We start from the raw sequence: 22,131 nt of genomic DNA on the forward strand, positions 1-22,131 counted from the left end.
GATGGCACGCCCGCGTGGCCCAGATCTGACGGCGCGCGCGATCCCGGGGGCAGAGTTTGCCTTGCGGGTGACTCCGCGCGCATCGCGCAACCAGTTGACGGAAGAGGATGGTCAGTTGCGGGCGCAAGTCACAGCCGTGCCCGAGGATGGACGCGCCAACAAGGCGGTGTCCGAGTTGCTGGCCGAGGCTTTGGGGGTGGCGAAAACCCGCCTGACGCTGGTCCGCGGCGCCACATCCCGCGAAAAGGTGTTCAGACTCGACTAATCGCGGCGGAACTCTGCCCTCGGGCGCTTGTATCTGCGGCGGGGGCGGGTAAAATGCGGCCTTCCCCGGCAGGCCAGTGCCATGATCGGGTTTCGTGAACCGGAGTGAAGCATGTCCTGGACCGATGAGCGCGTCGAGACGCTCAAGAAAATGTGGGCCGAAGGTCAAAGCGCCAGCCAGATCGCCAAGGAACTTGGCGGCGTCACGCGCAATGCCGTGATCGGCAAGGTGCATCGGCTTGGCCTGTCGAACCGGGTTGGCGGCAATGGCGACAAACCCGAGGAAGAGGCGGTGGCCGAGGCGCCCGCCGCTCGGGTAGAGCCCGTGCGCGCTGCGGCTCCCGAGGCACCCGCCGCTCCGGCGGCGCCTGTCCAGCCGGTGCGTGCGCCGGCCGAGCCGCGCGCGGCCGAGCGCCCGCAGCCTGCGGCTCCGGTTTCGAATGGTGGGAACAACGTGACCCCGCTGCCGCTGCGCAAGGCGATCGTTCCGGCAGGTCAGCCCCTGCCGCCGCAGCCTTCGATCAACGAGATCAGCCCCGAGACGTTGGCATCGGCCCGCGAGGTGGAAAAGCGCGCCCGGAAGCTGACGCTGATGGAACTGACCGAGCGGACCTGTAAATGGCCGGTGGGTGACCCCGCGACCGAGGATTTCTGGTTCTGCGGTCTGCCCTCGCAGCCGGGCAAGCCTTATTGCGATGCCCATGTCGGCGTGGCCTTCCAGCCGATGAGCGCACGCCGCGACCGGCGCCGCTGATCATCAACCCTGCGCATCCCGACGCCCGCCCCTTTGGCGGGCGTTTCCATTTCCGGAGGTAACGATGCCCGCATCCCCCGAGAAGGTCGCCCGCATCATCGACGACATGTCGAACTTTGGCCGCGTTCTGGGCCTCAGGATCACGGTGGCGGATGACGACCGGGTTGAGGCCGAGCTGGAGGTGACGACGGCGCTTCTCAACCGCAACGGCATGATCCATGGCGGGGCAATCATGGCTTTCGCCGATACGCTGGGTGGCACCGGAACTTTCCTGAACCTCGCCGATGGCGAGGGGACGGTAACGGTAGAAAGCAAGACCAACTTCTTTCGCGCCGTCGCCGAAGGCCAGATGCTGCGCGCCGTCTGCCTGCCGCTGCATCGCGGGCGGCGGACGCAGGTCTGGCAGACCACGCTGACCGGACCCGACGGTAAGCTGGTTGCGCAGGTCACGCAGACCCAGATGGTGCTCACCAAGGACTGAACGCCGGTCATGCAAAAGGCCCGCCTTTCAGCGGGCCTTTTCGGTATCGGAAAGCCAGATCACTTGACAGGCGAGCGATAGGTCATGCGACGGACAGAGCCCGTCTTCGACCGCATCAGCAGCGTTTCGGTGGTCACCCAGCCGGGTTCGCGCTTGATCCCCGCCAGAAGCGATCCGCTGGTGACGCCGGTGGCCGCAAAGATCACCTCACCACGCACCAGATCATCACGAGTGTACACGCGGTCAAAGTTGTTGATGCCAGCCTTGCGGGCGCGGGCCTTTTCGTCATCGTTGCGGAACAGCAGTTTGCCGAAGAACTGACCGCCCATGCATTTCAGCGCGGCCGCGGCTAGCACGCCCTCGGGCGCACCGCCCGATCCCATGTACATGTCGATGCCGGTCACCTCGGGCTCTGCGCAATGCATGACACCCGCCACGTCGCCGTCAGTGATCAGGCGGATCGAGGCGCCGGTCGAGCGGATTTCCTTGATCATCTCCTCGTGCCGCGGACGTTCGAGGACGCAGACGGTGATGTTCTCGGTCGAGACGCCCTTGGCCGCTGCCAAAGCCGAGACACGCTCGGACGGCGACATGGTCATGGTGACAGTTCCGGGCTTGTAGCCGGGGCCGATGGCGAGTTTCTCCATATAGACGTCGGGCGCGTGCAGGAGCGTGCCGCGCGGGGCCATGGCGATCACGGTCAGTGCGTTCGGCATGTCCTTGGCGGTCAGTGTGGTGCCTTCCAGCGGGTCGAGCGCGATGTCCACGGCAGGGCCTTTGCCGGTGCCGACCTCTTCACCGATGAAGAGCATCGGGGCCTCGTCCCGCTCGCCTTCGCCGATCACCACGACGCCCGCGATGTCGAGAAGATTCAGCTGGTCGCGCATCGCATTAACAGCCGCCTGATCGGCAGCCTTTTCGTCGCCGCGCCCGATCAGCGCCGCCGAGGCAAGTGCCGCGGCTTCGGAAACACGGGCAAGGCCCAATGAAAGCAGGCGGTCATGGAATTGGTTGGCGTCGGCCATGTCTGTCCCCTGTGGAAAAAGGCTTTGCCCTGTCCTAGCCGTGGGAGGCAGGGCGGGCAAGTTCGGTTTCGCTAACAGTCCGAAACCGAACCGGTTTGGATCGATCCTGCCCATGAGAGGGGGCTTTCCGCCCCCTCTTGGCCTGCGGCCAATTCACCCCCTGAGGATATTTTGAAAAGGAAAGAGCGCATCCGACACCCCGTTCTTTCCTTTCGCAAATATCCTCGGGGGAATGTCCCGCAGGGACATCGGGGGCAGACAGCCCCCGTTCCATGCCGTCACATGCAGGCATTGCGCCCGTCAGATCTCTTCGATGCGGATCGCGACAGGGGTATCGACCAGAACGCCCGTATTGCCAAATCGCGTCATCGCATGGTCGATGTCGGCAGGGGCGGCCTTGTGGGTCACGAAGATCACGATCGCATCGTCATCTTCTTCGCCCGGCTGGTTGATCTGGCGCATCTGGTCGATCGAGATACCGGCCTCGCCCAGGCAGGTCGCAATCTTTGCAAGCGCTCCGGGTTTGTCGAGCAGTGTCATGCGCAGGTAATAGGGAGCGGGCGTCGCCGAGCGGGCAGGGGTCGCCTCGGCCAGAGTGGATGCGGGCTGGCCGAACGTCGGCAACCGCAGCCCGCGCGCGATATCAAGCACGTCGGCCATGACGGCCGAGGCAGTCGGCCCCTCGCCGGCGCCGGGTCCGCGCAGAACGATCTGGCCCACGCTGTCGCCTTCGAGCATCACCATGTTGGTTCCGCCCTGCAACTGACCGAACGGGCTGTCAGCGGGCACAAGGCAGGGCGTCATGCGCTGTTCCAGCCCACGGCCCGAGATCTGAGCTACACCCAAAAGCTTGATGTGATACCCCATCTCGTCAGCGAGGTTGATATCCTCGATCGAGACATTGCCGATGCCTTCCAGCTCGACATGGTTGAAGGCGACCTTGGTGCCGAAGGCGATGGAGGCCAGAAGCGACAACTTGTGGCCCGCGTCGATCCCGCCCACGTCGAGCGTGGGGTCAGCCTCGAGATAACCAAGCTGGCGCGCCTCTTCGAAGACAGTCTCATAGGGCAGGCCCGCGTTCTGCATCCGGGTGAGGATGTAGTTGCAGGTGCCGTTCATCACGCCCATGACGCGTTTGATGCGGTTGCCCGCCAGCCCTTCGGTCAGGGCCTTGATGACCGGGATGCCCCCTGCAACTGCGGCCTCGAACCGGATCACCCGGCCTGCGGCCTCGGCCATCTCGGCCAGCGCCTGACCGTGATGGGCAAGCAGGGCCTTGTTGGCGGTGACAACATCCTTGCCGGCAGCAAGTGCGGCTTCAGTCGCGGCCTTCGCCGCCCCTTCGTGCCCGCCCATCACCTCGACAAACACATCCACGTCATCGCGACGCGCCAGAGCAACGGGATCAACTTCCCAAGCATAGCCCGAAAGATCGGCATCGCGGTTCTTCGTACGGTCGCGCGCCGAGACCGCGGTAATGGTGACGGGCCGACCGGTTCGCGCGGTGATCAGATCCGCATGACGCTGGACGATCTTGACCACTCCGATGCCGACGGTCCCCAGACCGGCGAGACCGAGACGCAGGGGCTGAACCATGATGTGCTCCGTTCGATATGCCGGCTGTCTGTTAGCCCGTTCGACGCCGCCGTGCAACGCGGCTCAGCGTCAGGGCGTGGCAATCGGTGCGCGTGTTGCAGGATCGGCAACTGGCACGCGCAATGCTTCGGCCCGCGCGCGCAAGGCGTCGGCGCGGGGGACCAGCCCATCTGGATCGACAGACTGCATCGATCCGGGGGCGGGCGCGAGGCTGATCAGTGCATCAATCGGCGCAATGGTCGGCTCGGGGCCCGGGGCGGGCGTGGGCGCGTTGACCTTTGGAACGTCGCCGCAGGCCGCCAGAGCAAGGCAGAACAGCAAGGCGGTGGCGGGTGGCATCGGGGTCTTCAAGCGTGATCTGCCCATGTGATCCATGATCGCGCGACCATATCTGGCGGCGCTTGCGGCGACAAGCGCGCCATGGCCTGCTTGAAGCGGGCGGGGCTTTGGCTATGGTGGCCGCATGGCAAGAAAGACCGGCTCGCATTCCGATATCACCGGCCCGAAGATCCGCGCGGCGGCCGAGCGGCTGTTCGCACGCCATGGCTATGCAGCGGTCTCGATGCGGCAGATCGCGGCCGAGGTGGGCGTGCAGGCCGGGGCGCTCTATCTCTATACGCCCGACAAGCAGAGCCTTCTTGCCGGTCTGATGCGCGACCATCTTGAGGCGCTTATCGCCAGCTGGAAGACACAAACCCCCGCCAGCCATCCACATGATCGGTTGCGTCAGTTCGTGCGTTTCCACATCGGCTATCACATCGACCGGCCCGACGCGGTTTTCATCGCCTATATGGAGCTGCGCAATCTGGAACCCGATCGCTTTGCAGAGATCGAGGCCCTGCGCCGCAGCTATGAAGCCGAACTTGAGGCGATCCTGCGCGACGGTCAGGCGGCGGGCGTATTCGAGCTTGCGGACCCTCGGCTCGCCAGCATGGCGCTGATCGCGATGCTGACAGGGGTGACCAACTGGTACCGGGAAGGCGGGCGCCTGTCGCGCGCCGAGGTTGAAGAGCTTTACGCCGACATGGCGTTGAAATCGGTGGGCCGGGTGGCCTGAAGCCACCCGGCCGCGCCGTCAATGTGCGGGCTTGATGAAGGTGCCGTTGCGCAGATCGGCCATGGCCTGACGGATCTCGGCCTGCGTGTTCATCACGATCGGGCCGTGCCAAGCCACGGGTTCCTGAATCGGCGCGCCCGAGATCAGCAGGAAGCGGATGCCTTGCGGCCCCGCGGTCACCGTCACCTCGTCACCCGCGCCGAAACGCACCAGCGTCCGGTTGCCCGACAGGTCGCGGATATTGACCTCTTCGCCCTTCACCTCTTTTTCCAGCAGCACGCCCTGCGGCTTGCCTGCGTCGCGGAAGTTGCCTGCCCCTTCGAACACATAGGCAAAGGCGCGGCGGCGCGTGTCGATGCGGAAGGTCTTGCGCCGCCCCGCCGGGACGAAAATGTCGAGGTATTGCGGCTCTGCCGCGATGCCGTCGACCGGACCGCGTTTGCCCCAGAACTCACCCACGATGACCTTGACGATGGTGCCGTCATCATCCTGGATCAGCGGGATATCGGCTGACGTGACGTCCTGATAGCGCGGCGCGGTCATCTTCAGTTGCGAGGGCAGATTGGCCCAGAGCTGAAAGCCGTGCATCCGGCCCTGCGCGTCGCCGCGCGGCATTTCCTGGTGCAGGATGCCTGAGCCTGCGGTCATCCACTGGACATCGCCACCCGACAGGATGCCACGATTACCAAGGCTGTCGCCATGCTCGACCGAGCCCGATAGCACATAGGTGATCGTCTCGATCCCGCGATGCGGATGCCACGGAAAGCCGCGCTGATAGTGGCGCGGATCATCGTTGCGGAAATCGTCAAACATGAGGAACGGGTCAAAGGCCTCGGGCTCGGTAAAGCCGAAGGCGCGGTGCAGATGGACGCCTGCGCCCTCCATCGTGGGTTGGGCGCGCGATTCCGACAGGACAGGGCGGATGGACATGGGATGATCCTCTGGCTGAGGCAGGGTGTCCCTGCGTTTGACCAGAGTTAGGCCCTGCAAGTCTGTGCGGCAATTCCCGCGTTCCGCAGGGCCATTGTGCGCAGGCGATCAGTTACAGTTTTGGGGATCGGTGAAGTTGACCGCCTCAAACCGTGGGCGAACGGGCACGAACTCACGGAAGGTCATCGCCTCGATCCCGTTATCGAAAAGCGGCGCGAAGTCGTATTCCGATTCGACAATGATCTGTGTTCCGCCATCGGCAGTTTCGGGGATTCGATCCGCCACCAGTTGCAGCGTGGCCGTGGTGTAGGCGGGCAACGGCACCGGGTCCATGGAGCAGGACCAGCGCACTTCAAATCGGTTCCGCGCTTCGACCCAGATCACGCTGGTTACGCGCAGGCGCGGCTCATCGCCCTCGCTGATCATGTATTCCATCAGGTTCTGCATCCCGCGCACGTCAGACGCGGCAAGGGGCACTGCCTGCCAGCGCGAGGCGATGTCGGCGACGGTGTAGCTGGCCTTCTGCAACTTGTTCGAGACCTTATAGCCGTCCCAGAAGACATAAAGCCCGAAAGCCGCCCACAGCAGAAGCGGCAGCAAGAGCACGCTTTCGATGACCGCGTTACCTCCCTCACGTCGCACAAAGCGGCGTGCAGGGCGGAATACGCTGGAAATCGGGCGGGCCGGGCTCATGGCGTTCAAAGCGATCAGGGTTCGTTCAGGAAGGCAGAGACCGCAGCAAGCCGGTAACCGCCCTTTCCGTCAAGCGGCAATGCGGCCGCCACGCCGATCGACGGGAAGAGCGCATCGGCAATCAGGCAACCACGCATGATCATAAGGACCTTGCGCTCGGTCGGGTTGGGGTCAAGCGCGGTCACGGGTTCCACCTCGTCAGAGCGGTTGATGCAGACCGTCTCGGTCGCCGGCATCGTCCAGTTGGTCGTAGCGACACGTTCCAGGCTGAGCTTCAGGGTGGTCATGCAGTTGGGCACAATGCTGGCGTTCTGACAGATCATCGCCTTGATATTCGCGGGCGAGGGATCTTCGAGGTTGCCGAGCCGGATCTCCCGCGCGGTGATGTCAATCGCGCGGTCGAGAAGGGTCAGGCGGGTCATGTAGAGACCGATCTCGAATGCCGCCATGAAGACATAGAGAAACATTGGCAGCATCAGCACAAGGCCAACCGCAGCGCCGCCCTCTTCGCGCCGCAGAAGGCGCGCAAGGGGCGCCATTCTGTTGCGAAGCGTCGTCACAGTGTCAGCCTCAGGTAAGAGATCTGGTTGGCGATGGTCTGGAAGATCGAGCCGATGGTGGCAGGGTCACCTTCGAAGAAGTGGTTGGCATCGGTTGCGCAGTTGGCAAGGGGGACCGCGCCGGTTCCGGCTTGGAACGAGATGGAGAAGATCACAATACCCTTTGCCTTGGCGGCCGAGCAGGCTTGGCTCAAACGCGTGTTTTTCGTTGTATCAACAACTGCCTCTCGCATGTTCCCGAGAACAGTGTTGAACGCGTTGTTGCTAGTCTGGCCCAAGGGTTGTGCGATGAATTTATACGCAGCCGACCGGAGCGTATAGGTCTTGAATACTTCCTGCCAGGTCAGGTTCGTCACCGACGAAGGTTTGGTGCTCCAGCCGCTACCTGCTGTGACGTTGAAATAGTCGTCCGTCCTATTGGCGCGATCATGATAGGCGTAAAGCGTTCCATCGCTCTTGCGCCAGACGTTCGAGTTCCCGGTCCGATATGCGGGTTTGAGACGATATTCCGTGGTGTTCGCGCCATCGGACATGACGACCAAGACCTTGATCGTTTCCTGAGGATCATAGTCGAGCGGTCGGGTATCAAATGTTGCGGCAACGTCGCCGGTGCCGACGAGCGCCGTCGTCACATTGCGCGTACCCGGATCAAGAAATGCCGACCCCCACTTGACGCCAATCTCGACCGACGTATTGCCGCCCACATGCAGCGCATTGATCTTGTTCTTGAGCGCTGTCGCGTTGCCGCTTAGCACCAGCATCTGGTTTGCCGAACTGCGTGCGGTGATATTCGAGGCGCTCGAACTATCGGTATAGACGCAGTTGAATGTCGATGGAGTTGTCAGGCTGGTGTTTGTGTTGAACGGATCAAAATGGCCATTGTGATCCATCGCCAACGTCGTGGGCAGTGCAACCGATGCGTACGAGGACGCGGGAAATTCGACGCAAGAGTTGTAGGTCTGGGTTGGAATGCGCGGGGCGTTGTATTGCGCCATGACGTTCGCGCCCGCGTTCACTTGCGTCGAGAACGGCACGATGGAAATGGACGCCTTGCCAGCCTCGGAGTTCTGCAGGATCGTATCGACAAAGTTCCTTGCGGCGGGGCGGAGGGTGTTGATCTTGGTCCCGTCCATCGAGCCCGAGATATCGAGCACCAAGGAAACCTCGACGTTCGAGATCTTTTCCTCGGCAGCGCTGTCGGCGTTGACGTAGAATTCGTTGATCCCCATCAGCGACATGAAGAATGGGCGGGTGTCCGCCTTGGCATCGGCAAACACAGACCGGAAGTTCAGGCCCTGTTCGACGTTTACCGACATCAGGTATTCAGACAGGCCCGCTTTCTCGAAGTAGTCCTCGACCACATGTTCGGGGTCCAGCGTCTGCGAGCGTGCGGCGGCGGCCAGAACGCTGTTGTCCAGCGTCTGTTGCAGGCGAACCCGCGTGCGTTCGTGCCGCATCACATCGACGGCAAGCCCGCCGATGAGCAGCATGAGGAAAAATATCATCATCGTGAACGGCGTCAGGCTGCCGCTCTCGTCACGGGTGAAATTCACCAGGCACGCCTTCCGGAACCGCATTCGCTGCGTCGTCATCGCGCTGCGCATTGTCGCCCTCATCCCGAACCAAGACCCAACAAGAACTAAAAACTCTATCGCCCCCGAGAACCAAGCGGCATGCATTGATGCCCACTCTGCGGTGCGCCGACACATAACCCGTCGGAGCCCAGCTTGATCCAACGGTCATCTAGCTTTGGACTTCGGGCGGAAATAAGGCGAACCAACTTGTGTTGACAGGAAAATCCGACTCGGGCGTTGACGCTGCAGGTTGAATCCGGGTGATTGTGTGCCGTAGTGAAACAGATCGACGCGTTCGCGCCACGGTTGCGCCCAGATCCCGCCACACTTCGCCATCGCTGAGCGGGTTTTCACACCCCATTTACGAATCACTGGCAGTTTGGCGCAGGCGTTGAAGACCGGTGACCTGCGCGGCATTTCGCGTCTAGACTGGCTTGCAGCCGCAGTTTGCGGGCAGCACCAATCGTGGGAGGACGATCATGCTGATGCAGAACGAGCCGAGCTTTCGGGAATCCGTCGATCTGATGTTCGACAGGGCGGTCAAGTTCATGGACCTTGGCCCGGGCCTTCGGGAAAAGATCAAGGTCTGCAACTCGACCTACACTGTGCGCTTCGGCGTGCGCTTGCGTGGCAAGATCGAGACCTTCGTGGGGTACAGATCCGTCCATTCAGAGCATATGGAGCCCGTCAAGGGCGGTATCCGCTATGCCACATCGGTCAATCAGGATGAGGTAGAGGCGCTGGCGGCGCTGATGACCTATAAGTGCGCGCTGGTCGAGACGCCCTTCGGCGGGTCGAAGGGCGGTCTGTGCATCGACCCCCGCGCCTGGGACGAGCATGAACTTGAACAGATAACCCGCCGCTTTGCCTATGAACTTATCAAACGCGACCTGATCAACCCGGCGCAGAACGTGCCCGCCCCCGACATGGGCACAGGTGAGCGCGAGATGGCCTGGATCGCCGACCAATATGCGCGGATGAACACGACTGACATCAACGCCAAGGCCTGCGTCACGGGCAAGCCACCCCATGCGGGGGGCATTCAGGGTCGGGTTGAGGCGACGGGTCGTGGCGTGCAGTTCGCGCTGCGCGAGTTCTTCCGCCACCCCGAAGACAAGGCCGCCGCGCGGCTGAGCGGCGATCTGGATGGCAAGCGCGTCATCGTGCAGGGTCTTGGCAACGTGGGATACCACGCCGCCAAATTCCTGAGCGAAGAGGACGGCGCCCTGATCATCGGCATCATCGAGCGTGACGGCGCAATCGTCAGCGATGCGGGGCTGGAGATCGAGGCGGTGAAGCACTGGATCGCGCAGACGGGTGGGGTCAAGGGTTTCCCCGGCGCGACCTATATCGAAGATGGCGCCAGTGTGCTTGAGCAGCCCTGCGACATCCTGATCCCCGCAGCGATGGAAGGGGTAATCAACCGCGGTAATGCCGAGCGCATCCAGGCCCCGTTGATCATCGAGGCGGCCAATGGCCCCGTCACCTTTGGCGCCGACGAGATCCTGCGCAAGAAGGGTACGCTGATCATTCCCGACATGTATGCCAACGCAGGCGGTGTGACGGTCAGTTATTTCGAATGGGTCAAGAACCTAAGCCACATCAGATTTGGCCGGATGCAACGCCGGGCCGAAGAGGCACGATCGCGCCTGATGGTGGAAGAGCTTGAGCGGCTAAGCGCCGACAAGGGGCTAGGATGGACGCTGTCGCCCGATTTCAAGGAAAAGTTCCTGACCGGTTCGGACGAACTGGCCCTTGTCCGCTCGGGCCTCGATGACACGATGCGCACGGCCTATCAGTCGATGAGGGACGTCTGGCATGGCCGCCCCGAAGTCGGCGACCTGCGTGTAGCCGCCTATATCGTCGCCATTGACCGGGTTGCAAAAACCTACAAGTCCAAAGGCCTCTAGGCGCAGCGGTGCGTTGACTTCCGGTCGGCGCAGGGGGTATCCCCGCGCCGACCGACAACTGAACGCAGAGCAGACCCATGACCGCCTCGCTTTCCGGGCTATTCCGCAGCCTGTTTCCGGCAATCGTCGCCCTGTTCGGTCTCGCCGTGCTCGGCGGGGCAGGGATGTATATGGCGCAGACGGGCGATGTGTTGGTGGCGCTCGTTCTGGTCTTTGCGGGGCTTGCGCTTGTGGTTGCGTTGTTCGGGCTGGTTGCTGTGCAGATCGAGAACAATGTGCTTCTTGAGCGTATCGCCTACGCGCTGGAAGAGGGGTTGATCGCAGGTGACATGCCGGACGCGCTCGACGCGCCCGCGCAGGTGATGCCGCAAGCCCGCCAGCCGCAGGTGCCTGTTGCGCCCGCCCGGCCTGTCGCGCCGGCTGCTCCGGCACCACGTGGCCGGGTTGAACCCGTCGTGACCATGCGTGCATCAGGTGTTGCGCAGCCCCGCTGAACGGCCGAACGGGCGTAAATCGACGAAAGGAGACGCGCCCATGACAACCGGACAGGATGAAATCACACAACTGGTCGCCTTCCGCCGTGCGTTGCACCGCATCCCCGAGCTTTCGGGCAATGAGGCGCGGACGGCCAGGGAGGTAGAGGCCTTCACGCAGGCGTCCCGCCCGGATCAGGTGATCCGGGCGCTTGGTGGCCACGGGCTTGCGCTGATCTATGCGGGGTCAGAGCCCGGACCAACCGTCATGATCCGCGCCGAACTCGACGCCCTTCCGATTGCCGAGACGGGACCGGTAGAATGGCGATCGGCCGTTCCGGGTAAGGGGCATCTTTGCGGCCATGACGGGCATATGGCGATCCTTGCGGGGCTTGCGCTTCGTCTTGGGTGGCAGCGCCCGTCCCGAGGCCGGGTGGTGCTAATGTTCCAACCCGCCGAAGAGGATGGATCGGGCGCTGCGGCGGTCATCGCGGATGCGCGTTTCCCTTCGATCAAGCCGGATTTCGCCTTTTCGCTGCACAACTTGCCGGGTCTGCCGTTGGGGCATGCGGTGATTGAGCCGGGGCCGGCCAACTGTGCATCGGTCGGGATGCGGCTGGCGTTTGCCGGGCGCACCGCCCACGCAGCCGAGCCGCACAAGGCCGTCAGCCCTGCGATGACCATCGCCCGACTGGTGCCCGCGCTCTCCGCGCTTGGAACTGGTGGCGCGCTGGACGAGAGCTTCCGTCTGGTCACCATCACCCACCTGTCGATGGGCGAGCCCGCCTTTGGCATAACGCCGGGGGCAGGCGAGGTCTGGGCGACGCTGCGCTGTTTGACGGATGATGGCATGTCTGCGCTGAAATCGGCTGCGCTGGCATTGGCCGAGGCTGAAGCGCAGGCGGCCGGCCTGAAGCTCTCGGTCAGTTGGCACGACGATTTCGCGGCCAGCCGCAATGACCCTGAGGCCACGGCCCTGATGCGCGCGGCCCTGATGGCGGCGGGCCTACCGGTCATTCCGGGCGAGCCGATGCGCGCCTCTGAGGATTTTGGCCGCTTTGGTGCAACGGCCAGGTCGGCGATGTTCTGGCTGGGCGCGGGCGAGACGCATCCCGCGCTGCACGCGCCGGACTATGATTTCCCCGACAGCCTGATTGCGCCAGGTCTTGCGGCCTTTGAACGTGTCATTCGCGATCTGCTGGGCTGACCTTGCCGTTGCGCGCTTGCGCCGACCTGCGGTCGCCCCCATGAGGGGCGCTTAAGCCTGCCTCGATAATCGTGCCCCACGGCGCGCCTTGCGCCATGGGAACACAAGCCGAGGGTCCGAACGATGAACATGGCGATTACCGATGGTCTGCAACTGATGCCGCCGCCCTTTGCGGATGGGCTGGGGAAGTGGTCGCGCGAGAACGGCACGCCGGGCACGACAAGCTATGCAGGCCAGCCCGATGCGGCGCTGGTGCCGTCGGATCAGGATTTCGGCGGCTGCCTCGAACTGCAGAAGACGGAAACCGTGCAACGTTTGCGCCACAAGGGCGAGACGCCGATCCGGCCGGGGCTTTACCTGCGTGTGACGGCGCGGGTCAAGGCGGTGGCGGGCAGCCTGCCGGATGTCCGCATTGCGGCCTATGCGGCGCGCGAAGACGGGTCCGCGGTCTCCGTTCCGCTGACCGCGCCCTCGGTGAGCCTGACCTCTTATGGCGAGGTCGTCACGATCAGCGCCATCATCGGCTCGGGCAATCGGCAAGGCGTCGATCTGGTCTGGGGCGTCCAGCCCGCCTATGGCCATTTCGGGCTGGACCTGACCGGCCCGAATGGTGGCGTCGTGCGCATCGACGATATCGAGATCGAGGATGTCACCGAGGTCTTTCACCGCAAGATGCTCGATGTGGTGGATGTGCGCGACTATGGCGCGCTTGGCGACGGCACGACCGATGACCGCGCGGCCTTTGCCGCCGCAGACGCCGCAGCCAGTGGCCGAACGGTTCTGGTCTCGGCCGGAACCTATCGGCTTGCGTCGGATTTTACCTTCAGCAACGCGGTCAGGTTTGAGGGCGCGCTGGTGATGCCTGCCTCGGCGCGCCTGACCTGCACCCGCAACTATGATCTGAACACCTATGCGGCGGCCTTCGGGTCCGAGCTGGAGGGGTTCCGGCGCGGCCTGCAGACGCTTTTCTACTTTACCGATCATGTGACCTTTGACCTGTCGGGCCGAAAGGTTGACCTGACCGCGCCGATCAACGTGGCCAACCTCTGCGGGCTCACGTCGCTCAGCAGCCGCCGGGTGCTGACGAACGGCCAGATCGGGGCCGGAGATTCGGCAGCCTGGGACGATGCCGAGGTCACATCCGTTGCCACATATTCTGCGGCGCAGCCCTATACGCTGACAGGCGTTGTCAATGTGGCGAACATCCCTGTTGGTGCGCGCATCTCGGGCCCGGGCGTCGGCCGCGAGGTCTATGTGCGTGCCAAGAACACAGCGGCCGGCACGCTGACGCTGAGCCGCCCGCTGTGGGGCGCGGCGGGGACGCGCACCTTCACCTTTACCCGCTACCGCTATCTGCTGGATTTCTCAGGCTTCGATTCCCTGTCGCGGTTCGAGATCACGGATATCGAGTTCAACTGCGCGGGGCGGGCGAGTGGTATCCTCTTGCCGGATTCAGGGCTGACCTTCCGCATCGCCGATTGCGTTTTCTCTGGCCCGAAAGACCGGGCAATCACCTCGATCGGCACGGGGTGTCAGGGGTTAATCGTCGATCAGTGCCAGTTCCTGTCGAACGAGCAATCGAAGGCCGCGCAGAACCGCACTTCTGTCGCGCTGAATGTGAACGCCAATGACGCGAAGCTGCGCGATAACCGGATTGTACGCTTTGCCCATTTCGCCGTGTTGTCGGGTGGCGGCAACCTTGTCATCGGCAACCACTTCTTTCAGGGCGACGACCAGACCGACGGCTTGCGTCAGGCGGGCCTTGTCTTCACCAGCCCGAACTGCCGCTCGATCGTGTCGGACAACTACATCGACAACTGCTGGATCGAATGGTCGAACGAGCATGACCCCGAGCCGGGGTTCGGCAGCGGCTTTTCCTTCGGGGGGCTGTCGATGACCTCGAACACGTTCATGGCGTCCAATGTTGCGCCCTCGTTCCGCTGGCTGGTGATCAAGCCGCGCGGGCCGGGGCATTTCCTGAACGGGCTGTCCGTCACGGGCAATGTGTTCCGGGCGATCGACGGGGCCGTGGACCGGATCGAAAAGGTGGATACCTCGCAGGCCGGACTGGACCACGGCCGGGCGCGCAACGTGCTCTTTCAGTCCAACGTGTTCCATGGCGTGTCCCAGATCTGCGTGAACCCGGTGACGGTCACCCATGAGCAGCCGACAACGGCGGCGACGTGGACGGTTGATGCGTCAGACCTGTTGCCCTTTGGCGGCAAGGCAATCACGGTTGTTTCTGTTGTCCCGGCAGGTGCGCTTCGAAATGCGGGAAATGCTGTGGCGCATGCCGCGCCCTATGCCGAGGCGATGCAGGGTGCGGGTGACGCCCGCATCGCCCTGAAATGGCCCGAGGCCCTGCGCGGGGCGGTGGTCGTCACCTTGCGCAGCGATACACCGCAGTAATGAAAGGGGCGCCCGCGGGCGCCCTTATCACATCAGGTCAGCGGGGACCAATCGATAGGCACTGGCAAAGCCGCCGTTCAGCAGCGCAGCGATCGGGCGCAGGCGGACAAAGATGAAATCCGGAAAGTCGATGTAAAGCTGCGCCTTGGGGTGATCTGCCAGCCACTTTTGGCGCAGGGCCAGATGTTCGGGGGCATCGCGAGAAACCGGCTCCGCTGCAACGCGCAGCATCAGGCGCGGATGGGTCAGCGGATCGCCCTTTTCCCCCGGCTCGCCCACCATGACGGCGGCCAGCGGGTGGGTCTCCAGCGCCCGGCGGTGCAGCGCGAGGCCCGAAACCAGGGTCAGCGGGCAGCCATCGGGATCAAGCCCAAAGGCGATGCGGCTGATCCCAGGCGTACCGGTGTCGGGGTCTGTGAAGGACAGGGCCGCATGGCGGGCCGCGCCCAGCAGGTCGCGCGCAAGTCTGCGGGCCGCATCATCGGCAGGCTGGACGGGGTCGGGGCGGCGGTCGGTCAAGGCGGTCACCCATGTTGACAAGCGGCTATCGCGGGCGTTTGCTGGCTGCAATCATCGCTACAGGCGCATCATGTCCGGCACAAGCCGATTGGCCGAAAAGGCCCACAGCCCATTCCTTCCCAAACTCGTGACCGTGCTGCGCGAAGGCTATGATGGACGCGCCTTGCGGTCCGATGCCATCGCGGGACTGACCGTGGCCATCGTCGCATTGCCGCTCTCGATGGCCATTGCGATCGCAAGCGGTGTCGGGCCCGAGCGGGGGCTCTATTCGGCAATCGTGGGTGGATTTCTCGTCTCTGCCCTTGGCGGATCGCGCTTTCAGATCGGCGGCCCCGCGGGGGCCTTCATCGTGCTGGTTTCGGCTTGTGTGGCGCAGATCGGGCTGCAGGGGTTGATCCTCGCCACGATCCTTTCAGGTGCGATGCTGATCCTGGCCGGTCTGTCGCGACTGGGCACTTATATCCGGTTCATTCCCTATCCGGTGACGCTGGGGTTCACTGCAGGCATTGCCGTCATCATCTTTGCAAGCCAGATCCGCGATCTGTTCGGCCTGGCCCTTGCGGGACCCGAGCCCGGCGCCTTGCCCGAAAAGATCCTCGCGCTGTGGGAGGCGCGGTCAACCCTGAGTCCCGCCGCCGCTGGAGTGAGCCTTGGGACCATTGCGCTGATCCTTGGTCTGCGCCGCTTTGTGCCCAAGGCGCCCGGCATGCTGATCGCGGTCGTGGCAATGAGCCTTCTGGCCGCCCTGGGCCTGCCGGTCGAAACCATCGGCAGCCGGTTTGGCGAGCTGCCCCGGATGCTTCCCGCGCCCGGCTTGCCCCCCTTGGGATGGGAGGCCGTTACGGCCGCGCTTCCCTGGGCCGTGAGTTTTACGCTTCTGGGCGCGATCGAGTCGCTGCTTTCGGCGGTCGTGGCCGATGGCATGACGGGCCGCCAGCATCGCGCCAACGCTGAACTGGTGGCGCAAGGCGTGGCGAACATCGGTGCCGGCGTCTTTGGTGGCTTCTGCGTGACCGGCACAATCGCGCGCACGGCAACCAATGTGCGGGCCGGTTCGCGCGGGCCGGTATCCGGCATGCTGCATGCCGTCTTTCTTGCGCTTGCCCTTCTGCTTGCAGCGCCGCTTGCCGCCTATATTCCGCTGGCGGCGCTCGCCGGTGTTCTGGCCATCGTTGCCTGGAACATGGCCGAACGGCATGAGATCGCGGCCCTCTTGCGCACCAGCCGGGCCGATGCGGTGGTGATGGTTGTGACCTTCCTTCTGGTGGTCTTCGAAGATCTGACAGCCGGCATCATCACAGGTTTTGCGCTGTCCGGGCTGGTCTTTGTCAAACGCATGTCCGATGCGGCGACGGTTGAGCCGCATGGTACGGCCTTTGACCAGCCGGGTCGCGATGACCGAGTGATCTACCGCCTTTCCGGGCCTTACTTCTTTGGCGCTGCCGCGCAGCTTGGGTCTGCGCTGGAACGGATTGCCGATCATCCAAAGGTGGTGATCGTCGATCTGACCGAGGTGCCGCTGGTCGATGCAACCGGCGTCCACAGCATCGACATGCTGGAGCGCAAGATCGTCAGGACCGGCGGGCGGCTCTGGTTCACCGGCGCCCGTCCACGGGTCGCGGCGGCTCTGCGCAAGGCCGGTCTGACAGAGCCGCGCATCCGCTACTGGCCCGATATCGCCACGGCGGAAGCGGCCATGCAACAAGAGCGCAAGTGATTCGCGCAGAAGCACGGCTCTCGCCCCGGTTGCCGAGTGTGCATTTCGGACAGTTTGGGAACGTTGCGTCACATCTCGCCTTCGGCAAGCTGTGCCTGACACCGCTAGCGCGTTGAAAACGCTTGCCTAACATTTCCGTGAGTTTTCAGAATTTACATCTTTCCACAATATTCAGTCAATGAATTTACAGAAAAAATCATGCAATAAAAGGACTTACATGGAATCGATGATATGGTTTACAATGAATGTAAGGATGGAGGACGTGCCCGGCCCGGCGCGTGGACGACAAGCAAGAGGGGGGAGAGCCCATGACCCAACAGCCGACCGAAATCGCACCCGAGGTGCGCGCGGTTCCCACCGGTTACGACAAGGCACATGCCGACATCGCCAAGTATCGTGCGATGTATTCCGAATCCATCGAGGACCCGGATGCCTTCTGGGGGCGCGAAGGGCAGCGGCTGGACTGGATCAAGCCCTATTCGCGCGTGAAGAACACCGACTTCACCTTTGGCAAGGTGTCGATCAAGTGGTTCGAGGACGGTGTGCTGAACGCCTCGGTCAACTGCATCGACCGCCATCTGAAAGACCGCTCGCTGCAGACTGCCATCATCTGGGAACCCGATGATCCGGCAACCCCCGCCCGCCACATCACCTACAAGGAACTGGCGGAAAAGGTGAACCGCATGGCGAACGTCCTGCTCTCGCAGGGTGTGATGCGGGGCGACCGGGTCGTGATCTATCTTCCGATGATCCCTGAAGCGGCCTATGCGATGCTGGCCTGTGCGCGGATCGGTGCAATCCATTCCATCGTTTTCGCGGGCTTCTCGCCCGACGCACTGGCCAACCGCATCAATGACTGCGGCGCCAAGCTGGTGATCACCGCCGATACCGCGCCGCGCGGTGGCAAGCGCACGCCGCTGAAGTCGAACACCGATGCCGCCTTGCTGCATTGCTCGGACAAGGTGCGCTGCCTTGTGGTCAAGCACACCGGCGACCAGACCTCGTGGATCCAGGGGCGCGACGTCGATGTGCTGGCGTTGATGGATATGGTCAGCCCCGAATGCCCGCCGCGCCCGATGGGGGCCGAGGATCCGCTGTTCATCCTTTATACTTCCGGCTCGACCGGCAAGCCCAAGGGCGTGGTGCACACGACCGGCGGTTATCTGGTCTATGCAGCGATGACCCATCAATACACCTTCGACTATCAGGAAGGTGACGTGTTCTGGTGCACCGCCGACGTGGGTTGGGTGACCGGGCACAGCTATATCATCTATGGCCCGCTGGCCAATGGCGCGACCACGCTGATGTTCGAGGGTGTGCCGACCTTCCCCGATGCCGGTCGCTTCTGGGAGGTTTGCGCCAAGCATGGCGTGACACAGTTCTACACGGCACCGACCGCCATCCGCTCGCTGATGGGGCAGGGGGCCGAGTGGGTCGAGAAGCACGATCTGTCGAAACTGCGCGTGCTTGGGTCGGTAGGTGAGCCGATCAACCCCGAAGCCTGGGTCTGGTATGACAAGCATGTCGGCAAGGGCAAATGCCCCATCGTTGACACCTTCTGGCAGACGGAAACGGGCGGCCACATGATCACGCCGCTGCCCTACGCCACGCCCACCAAGCCCGGCTCGGCCACGCTTCCCTTCTTTGGCGTGAAACCGGTCGTGCTGGACCCCGCCACTGCCAAGCGCCGCGACGAGGTGGAGACCGAGGGCGTGCTCTGCATTGCCGACAGCTGGCCGGGCCAGATGCGCACCCTTTGGGGCGATCATGACCGGTTCCAGGAAGCCTATTTCGCGCAGTACAAGGGCTATTACTTCACCGGTGACGGATGCCGCCGCGATCAGGACGGCTATCTTTGGATCACCGGTCGCGTCGATGACGTGATCAACGTCTCGGGCCACCGCATGGGCACGGCCGAGGTGGAGTCGGCTCTGGTTGCCCATGCCGCCGTGGCCGAGGCTGCCGTGGTCGGCTTCCCGCATGACATCAAGGGGCAGGGCATCTATGCCTATGTCACGCTGATGAATGACATCGAGCCGTCCGAGGACCTGCGCAAGGATCTGGTCAAGTGGGTTCGTACCGAGATCGGTCCGATCGCTTCGCCCGACGTGATCCAGTGGGCGCCGGGTCTGCCCAAGACCCGCTCGGGCAAGATCATGCGCCGCATCCTGCGCAAGATCGCCGAGAATGACTTTGGCAGCCTTGGCGATACGTCGACGCTGGCCGATCCGTCGGTCGTCGAGGATCTGATCGCCAACCGCGCAAGCAAGGGCTGAGGCAGAGCAATGAACGTGGTTGAGGCTGTCACCACCCCTGCCGTGCTGATCCTGCTGGGCCCTCCGGGGGCCGGCAAGGGCACCCAGGCCCGCATGCTGGAAGAGGACTTCGGTCTTGTGCAGCTTTCGACCGGCGATCTGTTGCGCGCGGCAGTGGCCCAGGGCACCGAGGCGGGGCGCAAGGCCAAGGCGGTGATGGAGGCGGGGCAGCTTGTCTCCGACGACATCGTGCTTGCGATCCTCAAGGACCGGATGGCCCAGCCCGACGTGGCCCGCGGCGTCATCCTCGACGGGTTCCCCCGCACGGCGGCCCAGGCCGAGGCGCTGGATGCGCTGCTGGCCACCGCCGGACAGAAAGTGACCGCCGCCGTCAGCCTTGAGGTTGACGACGAGGCAATGGTGGGCCGGGTGTCCGGCCGCTACACCTGCGCCGGATGCGGTGAAGGATATCATGACGAGTTCAAGGTGCCGGCCGTTGCCGGCACCTGCGACAAATGCGGCGGCACCGAGTTCAAGCGGCGTGCCGACGACAATGCCGAAACCGTGCGCGAACGGCTGAAAGCCTATCACGCGCAGACGGCACCGCTGATCGCCTATTACGACGGCAAGGGCGTGCTGGAGCGGATCGATGCGATGGGGGAAATCCCTGCGATCCGTGACGCGCTCTCTGCCATCGTCAAACGCGTATCGGCCTGACGGAAGACCACGTCCGGGAACGGAGGCCCGGTCGTGGAAACGAAGGAGGAGTTCCAGCCTGCGCAATTCCGCAGCACATCCCGGCCATGCCCGGATGTGAACGGAGAAGGCGTGCCCGGCAAGGAACCGTAAAACGCCGGCCGAAAGCCGGATGAACAGGAGGAGGCCACATGGCTTACACAACCCCCGACGCGACCACGCGCTCGCGTCCGATGACGGCGGAAGAGAGAAAGGTCATCATGGCCTCCTCGGCCGGGACGATCTTCGAATGGTATGACTTCTACCTCTATGGCTCGCTCGCCTCGATCATCGGCGCGCAGTTCTTCACGGCCTTCCCCGAAAGCACCCGCAACGTCTTTGCGCTTCTGGCTTTCGCGGCTGGCTTCCTTGTGCGCCCGTTCGGCGCGCTGGTGTTCGGTATGCTGGGTGACCTGATCGGCCGGAAGTACACCTTCCTTGCGACGATCCTGATCATGGGCTTCTCGACCTTCCTCGTGGGTCTGCTGCCCGGCTACCAGGCCTGGGGCATCGCGGCCCCGATCATCCTGATCGCGCTGCGCATGCTGCAGGGTCTGGCGCTTGGCGGTGAATATGGTGGCGCTGCGGTCTATGTGGCTGAGCACGCGCCTCCGGGCCAGCGCGGCTACTTCACCTCGTTCATCCAGACCACGGCGACTGTGGGTCTGTTGCTGTCGCTGGTCGTGATCCTGATGGTCACCTCATACGTGAACAACAACTACGACACCGTGGCGCAGTTCAACCTCGACGGCACCCCGCTGCTGGATGCCAAGGGCGCACAGGTCATGCTCGAGCCGTTCAAGGCCTGGGGCTGGCGGATCCCGTTCCTGGGCTCGATCGGTCTGCTTCTGATCTCGCTCTACATCCGTCTGCAGATGAACGAATCGCCTGCCTTCAAGAAAATGAAGGAAGAAGGCGCCCAGTCCAAAGCCCCGCTGCGCGAAGCTTTCGGCAACTGGAAAAACGGCAAGATCGCCCTGATCGCGCTGTTCGGTCTGACCGCTGGCCAGGCTGTGGTGTGGTACTCGGGTCAGTTCTATGCCCTGTTCTTCATGCAGAACGTCGTGAAGGTTGATCAGTTCTCGGCCAACGTCTTTGTGGCATGGTCGCTCATCCTCGGCACCGGTGGCTTCCTGTTCTTCGGCTCGCTGTCGGACCGCATCGGCCGCAAGCCGATCATCCTCGGCGGCTGTCTGCTCGCTGCCCTGACCTACATGACCGTGTTCCCGATGCTGACCCGCGTTGCGAACCCGGCCCTCTACAACGCGCAGCAAACCGAAGTCACCGTGACCGCTGATCCGGCCAACTGCTCGTTCCAGTTCAACCCGGTCGGTACCGCCAAGTTCAACAACAGCTGCGACATCGTGAAGGCGCTGCTGTCGAAGTCCTCGGTCAACGTGAAGACCATCGCTGCCGGCCCTGGCACCATCGCCTCGGTCAAGGTGGGTGACACGGAAATCCAGGCCTATGACGGCAACACCCTGACCGGTGACGAACTGAAGGCTGCCAAAGCCACCTTCGAAAAGTCGATGAACGATGCGCTGACCGCTGCGGGCTATCCGCTGGTCGCTGCCGACAACACCACGGTTGCAAAAGCGAACCACTTCTTCGACATCTTCAAGGCCCAGAACATCCAGATTGTTCTGATCCTGACCTACCTCATCATCCTGGTGACCATGGTCTACGGTCCGATCGCTGCGATGCTGGTTGAACTCTACCCGACCCGGATCCGCTACTCTGGCCTGTCGCTGCCCTACCACATCGGTAACGGCTGGTTCGGTGGCCTGCTGCCCGCGACCGCCTTCGCGATCTCGGCCCAGTCTGGCAACATCTATGCAGGTCTGTGGTACGCGATCGTCGTCGCCCTGATGACGGTGGTGATCGGTGCGATCTTCGTGCCCGGTGGCACCCACAAGAAAGACATCTTCGCGGACGAATAATCCGCGCAGATCAGGGCGGGCCGGTTTTCCGG

At 63.4% G+C, this 22,131-nt stretch carries 20 protein-coding genes; 12 read left to right on the forward strand and 8 right to left on the reverse strand.

The genetic code is table 11. The annotated features are described in order from the left end of the window. The first annotated feature begins 1 nt into the window (after window position 1). From FQU74_RS03405 to FQU74_RS03415, 3 genes are all read left to right on the forward strand, one after another. Window positions 2–265, forward strand: a complete 264-nt coding sequence (locus tag FQU74_RS03405; RefSeq protein WP_146285027.1) for a DUF167 domain-containing protein — start codon at window positions 2–4, stop codon at window positions 263–265. Between the two features lie 111 nt (window positions 266–376). After that, window positions 377–1,018, forward strand: coding sequence for a GcrA family cell cycle regulator (locus FQU74_RS03410; protein WP_146285028.1), 642 nt, complete (start codon window positions 377–379; stop codon window positions 1,016–1,018). A gap of 64 nt (window positions 1,019–1,082) precedes the next feature. Further along, a complete protein-coding gene (locus FQU74_RS03415) occupies window positions 1,083–1,499 on the forward strand; it encodes a PaaI family thioesterase (protein ID WP_206664994.1) in 417 nt (138 codons plus the stop codon). Between the two features lie 59 nt (window positions 1,500–1,558). Here FQU74_RS03415 and glpX read toward each other — a convergent pair whose 3' ends face one another. The 3 genes from glpX to FQU74_RS03430 form a co-directional block, all read right to left on the reverse strand. After that, window positions 1,559–2,524, reverse strand: coding sequence for a class II fructose-bisphosphatase (glpX, locus tag FQU74_RS03420; protein WP_146285029.1), 966 nt, complete (start codon window positions 2,522–2,524; stop codon window positions 1,559–1,561). A gap of 300 nt (window positions 2,525–2,824) precedes the next feature. Then, window positions 2,825–4,120 carry a homoserine dehydrogenase gene (locus FQU74_RS03425; RefSeq protein ID WP_146285030.1) on the reverse strand — a complete coding sequence of 432 codons (1,296 nt, stop codon included), beginning with the start codon at window positions 4,118–4,120 and terminating at the stop codon, window positions 2,825–2,827. Between the two features lie 69 nt (window positions 4,121–4,189). Then, a complete protein-coding gene (locus FQU74_RS03430; protein ID WP_146285031.1) occupies window positions 4,190–4,459 on the reverse strand; it encodes a hypothetical protein in 270 nt (89 codons plus the stop codon). Between the two features lie 124 nt (window positions 4,460–4,583). On the opposite strand from FQU74_RS03430, the gene FQU74_RS03435 reads away from it, so the two are divergent. Further along, complete coding sequence (locus FQU74_RS03435; RefSeq protein WP_146285032.1) at window positions 4,584–5,177, forward strand: TetR/AcrR family transcriptional regulator; 594 nt, start codon at window positions 4,584–4,586, stop codon at window positions 5,175–5,177. Window positions 5,178–5,195: 18 nt separating this feature from the next. Here FQU74_RS03435 and FQU74_RS03440 read toward each other — a convergent pair whose 3' ends face one another. The 4 genes from FQU74_RS03440 to FQU74_RS03455 all read right to left on the reverse strand — a co-directional run bounded on the left by FQU74_RS03440 (window position 5,196) and on the right by FQU74_RS03455 (window position 8,913). Beyond that, on the reverse strand, window positions 5,196–6,107 hold the full coding sequence (locus tag FQU74_RS03440) for a pirin family protein (RefSeq protein WP_146285033.1): 912 nt from the start codon (window positions 6,105–6,107) through the stop codon (window positions 5,196–5,198). 108 nt (window positions 6,108–6,215) lie between these two features. Continuing rightward, complete coding sequence (locus tag FQU74_RS03445) at window positions 6,216–6,800, reverse strand: TadE/TadG family type IV pilus assembly protein (RefSeq protein ID WP_146285034.1); 585 nt, start codon at window positions 6,798–6,800, stop codon at window positions 6,216–6,218. Window positions 6,801–6,814: 14 nt separating this feature from the next. Then, complete coding sequence (locus FQU74_RS03450) at window positions 6,815–7,339, reverse strand: TadE/TadG family type IV pilus assembly protein (RefSeq protein ID WP_158635521.1); 525 nt, start codon at window positions 7,337–7,339, stop codon at window positions 6,815–6,817. Window positions 7,340–7,356: 17 nt separating this feature from the next. Further along, the gene (locus FQU74_RS03455) at window positions 7,357–8,913 is read right to left on the reverse strand and encodes a VWA domain-containing protein (RefSeq protein WP_158635522.1); all 1,557 of its coding nucleotides are present in this window, start codon (window positions 8,911–8,913) and stop codon (window positions 7,357–7,359) included. A gap of 500 nt (window positions 8,914–9,413) precedes the next feature. Between FQU74_RS03455 and FQU74_RS03460 the strand changes: the two genes are divergently transcribed. From FQU74_RS03460 to FQU74_RS03475, 4 genes are all read left to right on the forward strand, one after another. Then, window positions 9,414–10,844: a Glu/Leu/Phe/Val family dehydrogenase gene (locus tag FQU74_RS03460; protein WP_146285037.1), complete on the forward strand. Its 1,431-nt coding sequence runs from the start codon at window positions 9,414–9,416 to the stop codon at window positions 10,842–10,844. A 77-nt stretch (window positions 10,845–10,921) separates the two neighbouring features. Further along, window positions 10,922–11,338: a hypothetical protein gene (locus FQU74_RS03465; RefSeq protein ID WP_146285038.1), complete on the forward strand. Its 417-nt coding sequence runs from the start codon at window positions 10,922–10,924 to the stop codon at window positions 11,336–11,338. 40 nt (window positions 11,339–11,378) lie between these two features. Beyond that, the gene (locus FQU74_RS03470; protein ID WP_146285039.1) at window positions 11,379–12,524 is read left to right on the forward strand and encodes an amidohydrolase; all 1,146 of its coding nucleotides are present in this window, start codon (window positions 11,379–11,381) and stop codon (window positions 12,522–12,524) included. Between the two features lie 123 nt (window positions 12,525–12,647). Next, on the forward strand, window positions 12,648–14,933 hold the full coding sequence (locus FQU74_RS03475) for a glycosyl hydrolase family 28-related protein (RefSeq protein ID WP_146285040.1): 2,286 nt from the start codon (window positions 12,648–12,650) through the stop codon (window positions 14,931–14,933). A gap of 27 nt (window positions 14,934–14,960) precedes the next feature. Here FQU74_RS03475 and FQU74_RS03480 read toward each other — a convergent pair whose 3' ends face one another. Then, a complete protein-coding gene (locus FQU74_RS03480) occupies window positions 14,961–15,452 on the reverse strand; it encodes a HugZ family pyridoxamine 5'-phosphate oxidase (RefSeq protein ID WP_146285041.1) in 492 nt (163 codons plus the stop codon). A gap of 70 nt (window positions 15,453–15,522) precedes the next feature. Between FQU74_RS03480 and FQU74_RS03485 the strand changes: the two genes are divergently transcribed. The 4 genes from FQU74_RS03485 to FQU74_RS03500 all read left to right on the forward strand — a co-directional run bounded on the left by FQU74_RS03485 (window position 15,523) and on the right by FQU74_RS03500 (window position 22,099). Further along, a complete protein-coding gene (locus FQU74_RS03485) occupies window positions 15,523–17,169 on the forward strand; it encodes a SulP family inorganic anion transporter (protein WP_146285042.1) in 1,647 nt (548 codons plus the stop codon). A gap of 308 nt (window positions 17,170–17,477) precedes the next feature. Next, window positions 17,478–19,445, forward strand: a complete 1,968-nt coding sequence (gene acs / locus FQU74_RS03490; protein WP_146285043.1) for an acetate--CoA ligase — start codon at window positions 17,478–17,480, stop codon at window positions 19,443–19,445. 9 nt (window positions 19,446–19,454) lie between these two features. Next, on the forward strand, window positions 19,455–20,141 hold the full coding sequence (locus FQU74_RS03495) for an adenylate kinase (protein WP_146285044.1): 687 nt from the start codon (window positions 19,455–19,457) through the stop codon (window positions 20,139–20,141). 170 nt (window positions 20,142–20,311) lie between these two features. After that, the gene (locus tag FQU74_RS03500) at window positions 20,312–22,099 is read left to right on the forward strand and encodes an MFS transporter (RefSeq protein WP_206664995.1); all 1,788 of its coding nucleotides are present in this window, start codon (window positions 20,312–20,314) and stop codon (window positions 22,097–22,099) included. The last annotated feature ends 32 nt before the right edge of the window (window positions 22,100–22,131 follow it).

The organism is Gemmobacter aquaticus (assembly GCF_007859075.1).
Lineage (GTDB): Bacteria > Pseudomonadota > Alphaproteobacteria > Rhodobacterales > Rhodobacteraceae > Gemmobacter > Gemmobacter aquaticus.

Excerpts from the sequence above, each read along its gene's own strand:
- FQU74_RS03405 (WP_146285027.1), top strand. The coding sequence starts at position 2 with ATGGCACGCCCGCGTGGCCCAGATCTGACGGCGCGCGCGATCCCGGGG.
- FQU74_RS03410 (WP_146285028.1), top strand. The coding sequence starts at position 377 with ATGTCCTGGACCGATGAGCGCGTCGAGACGCTCAAGAAAATGTGGGCC.
- FQU74_RS03415 (WP_206664994.1), top strand. The coding sequence starts at position 1,083 with ATGCCCGCATCCCCCGAGAAGGTCGCCCGCATCATCGACGACATGTCG.
- glpX (WP_146285029.1), bottom strand. The coding sequence starts at position 2,524 with ATGGCCGACGCCAACCAATTCCATGACCGCCTGCTTTCATTGGGCCTT.
- FQU74_RS03425 (WP_146285030.1), bottom strand. The coding sequence starts at position 4,120 with ATGGTTCAGCCCCTGCGTCTCGGTCTCGCCGGTCTGGGGACCGTCGGC.
- FQU74_RS03430 (WP_146285031.1), bottom strand. The coding sequence starts at position 4,459 with ATGCCACCCGCCACCGCCTTGCTGTTCTGCCTTGCTCTGGCGGCCTGC.
- FQU74_RS03435 (WP_146285032.1), top strand. The coding sequence starts at position 4,584 with ATGGCAAGAAAGACCGGCTCGCATTCCGATATCACCGGCCCGAAGATC.
- FQU74_RS03440 (WP_146285033.1), bottom strand. The coding sequence starts at position 6,107 with ATGTCCATCCGCCCTGTCCTGTCGGAATCGCGCGCCCAACCCACGATG.
- FQU74_RS03445 (WP_146285034.1), bottom strand. The coding sequence starts at position 6,800 with ATGAGCCCGGCCCGCCCGATTTCCAGCGTATTCCGCCCTGCACGCCGC.
- FQU74_RS03450 (WP_158635521.1), bottom strand. The coding sequence starts at position 7,339 with ATGGCGCCCCTTGCGCGCCTTCTGCGGCGCGAAGAGGGCGGCGCTGCG.
- FQU74_RS03460 (WP_146285037.1), top strand. The coding sequence starts at position 9,414 with ATGCTGATGCAGAACGAGCCGAGCTTTCGGGAATCCGTCGATCTGATG.
- FQU74_RS03465 (WP_146285038.1), top strand. The coding sequence starts at position 10,922 with ATGACCGCCTCGCTTTCCGGGCTATTCCGCAGCCTGTTTCCGGCAATC.
- FQU74_RS03470 (WP_146285039.1), top strand. The coding sequence starts at position 11,379 with ATGACAACCGGACAGGATGAAATCACACAACTGGTCGCCTTCCGCCGT.
- FQU74_RS03475 (WP_146285040.1), top strand. The coding sequence starts at position 12,648 with ATGAACATGGCGATTACCGATGGTCTGCAACTGATGCCGCCGCCCTTT.
- FQU74_RS03485 (WP_146285042.1), top strand. The coding sequence starts at position 15,523 with ATGTCCGGCACAAGCCGATTGGCCGAAAAGGCCCACAGCCCATTCCTT.
- acs (WP_146285043.1), top strand. The coding sequence starts at position 17,478 with ATGACCCAACAGCCGACCGAAATCGCACCCGAGGTGCGCGCGGTTCCC.
- FQU74_RS03495 (WP_146285044.1), top strand. The coding sequence starts at position 19,455 with ATGAACGTGGTTGAGGCTGTCACCACCCCTGCCGTGCTGATCCTGCTG.
- FQU74_RS03500 (WP_206664995.1), top strand. The coding sequence starts at position 20,312 with ATGGCTTACACAACCCCCGACGCGACCACGCGCTCGCGTCCGATGACG.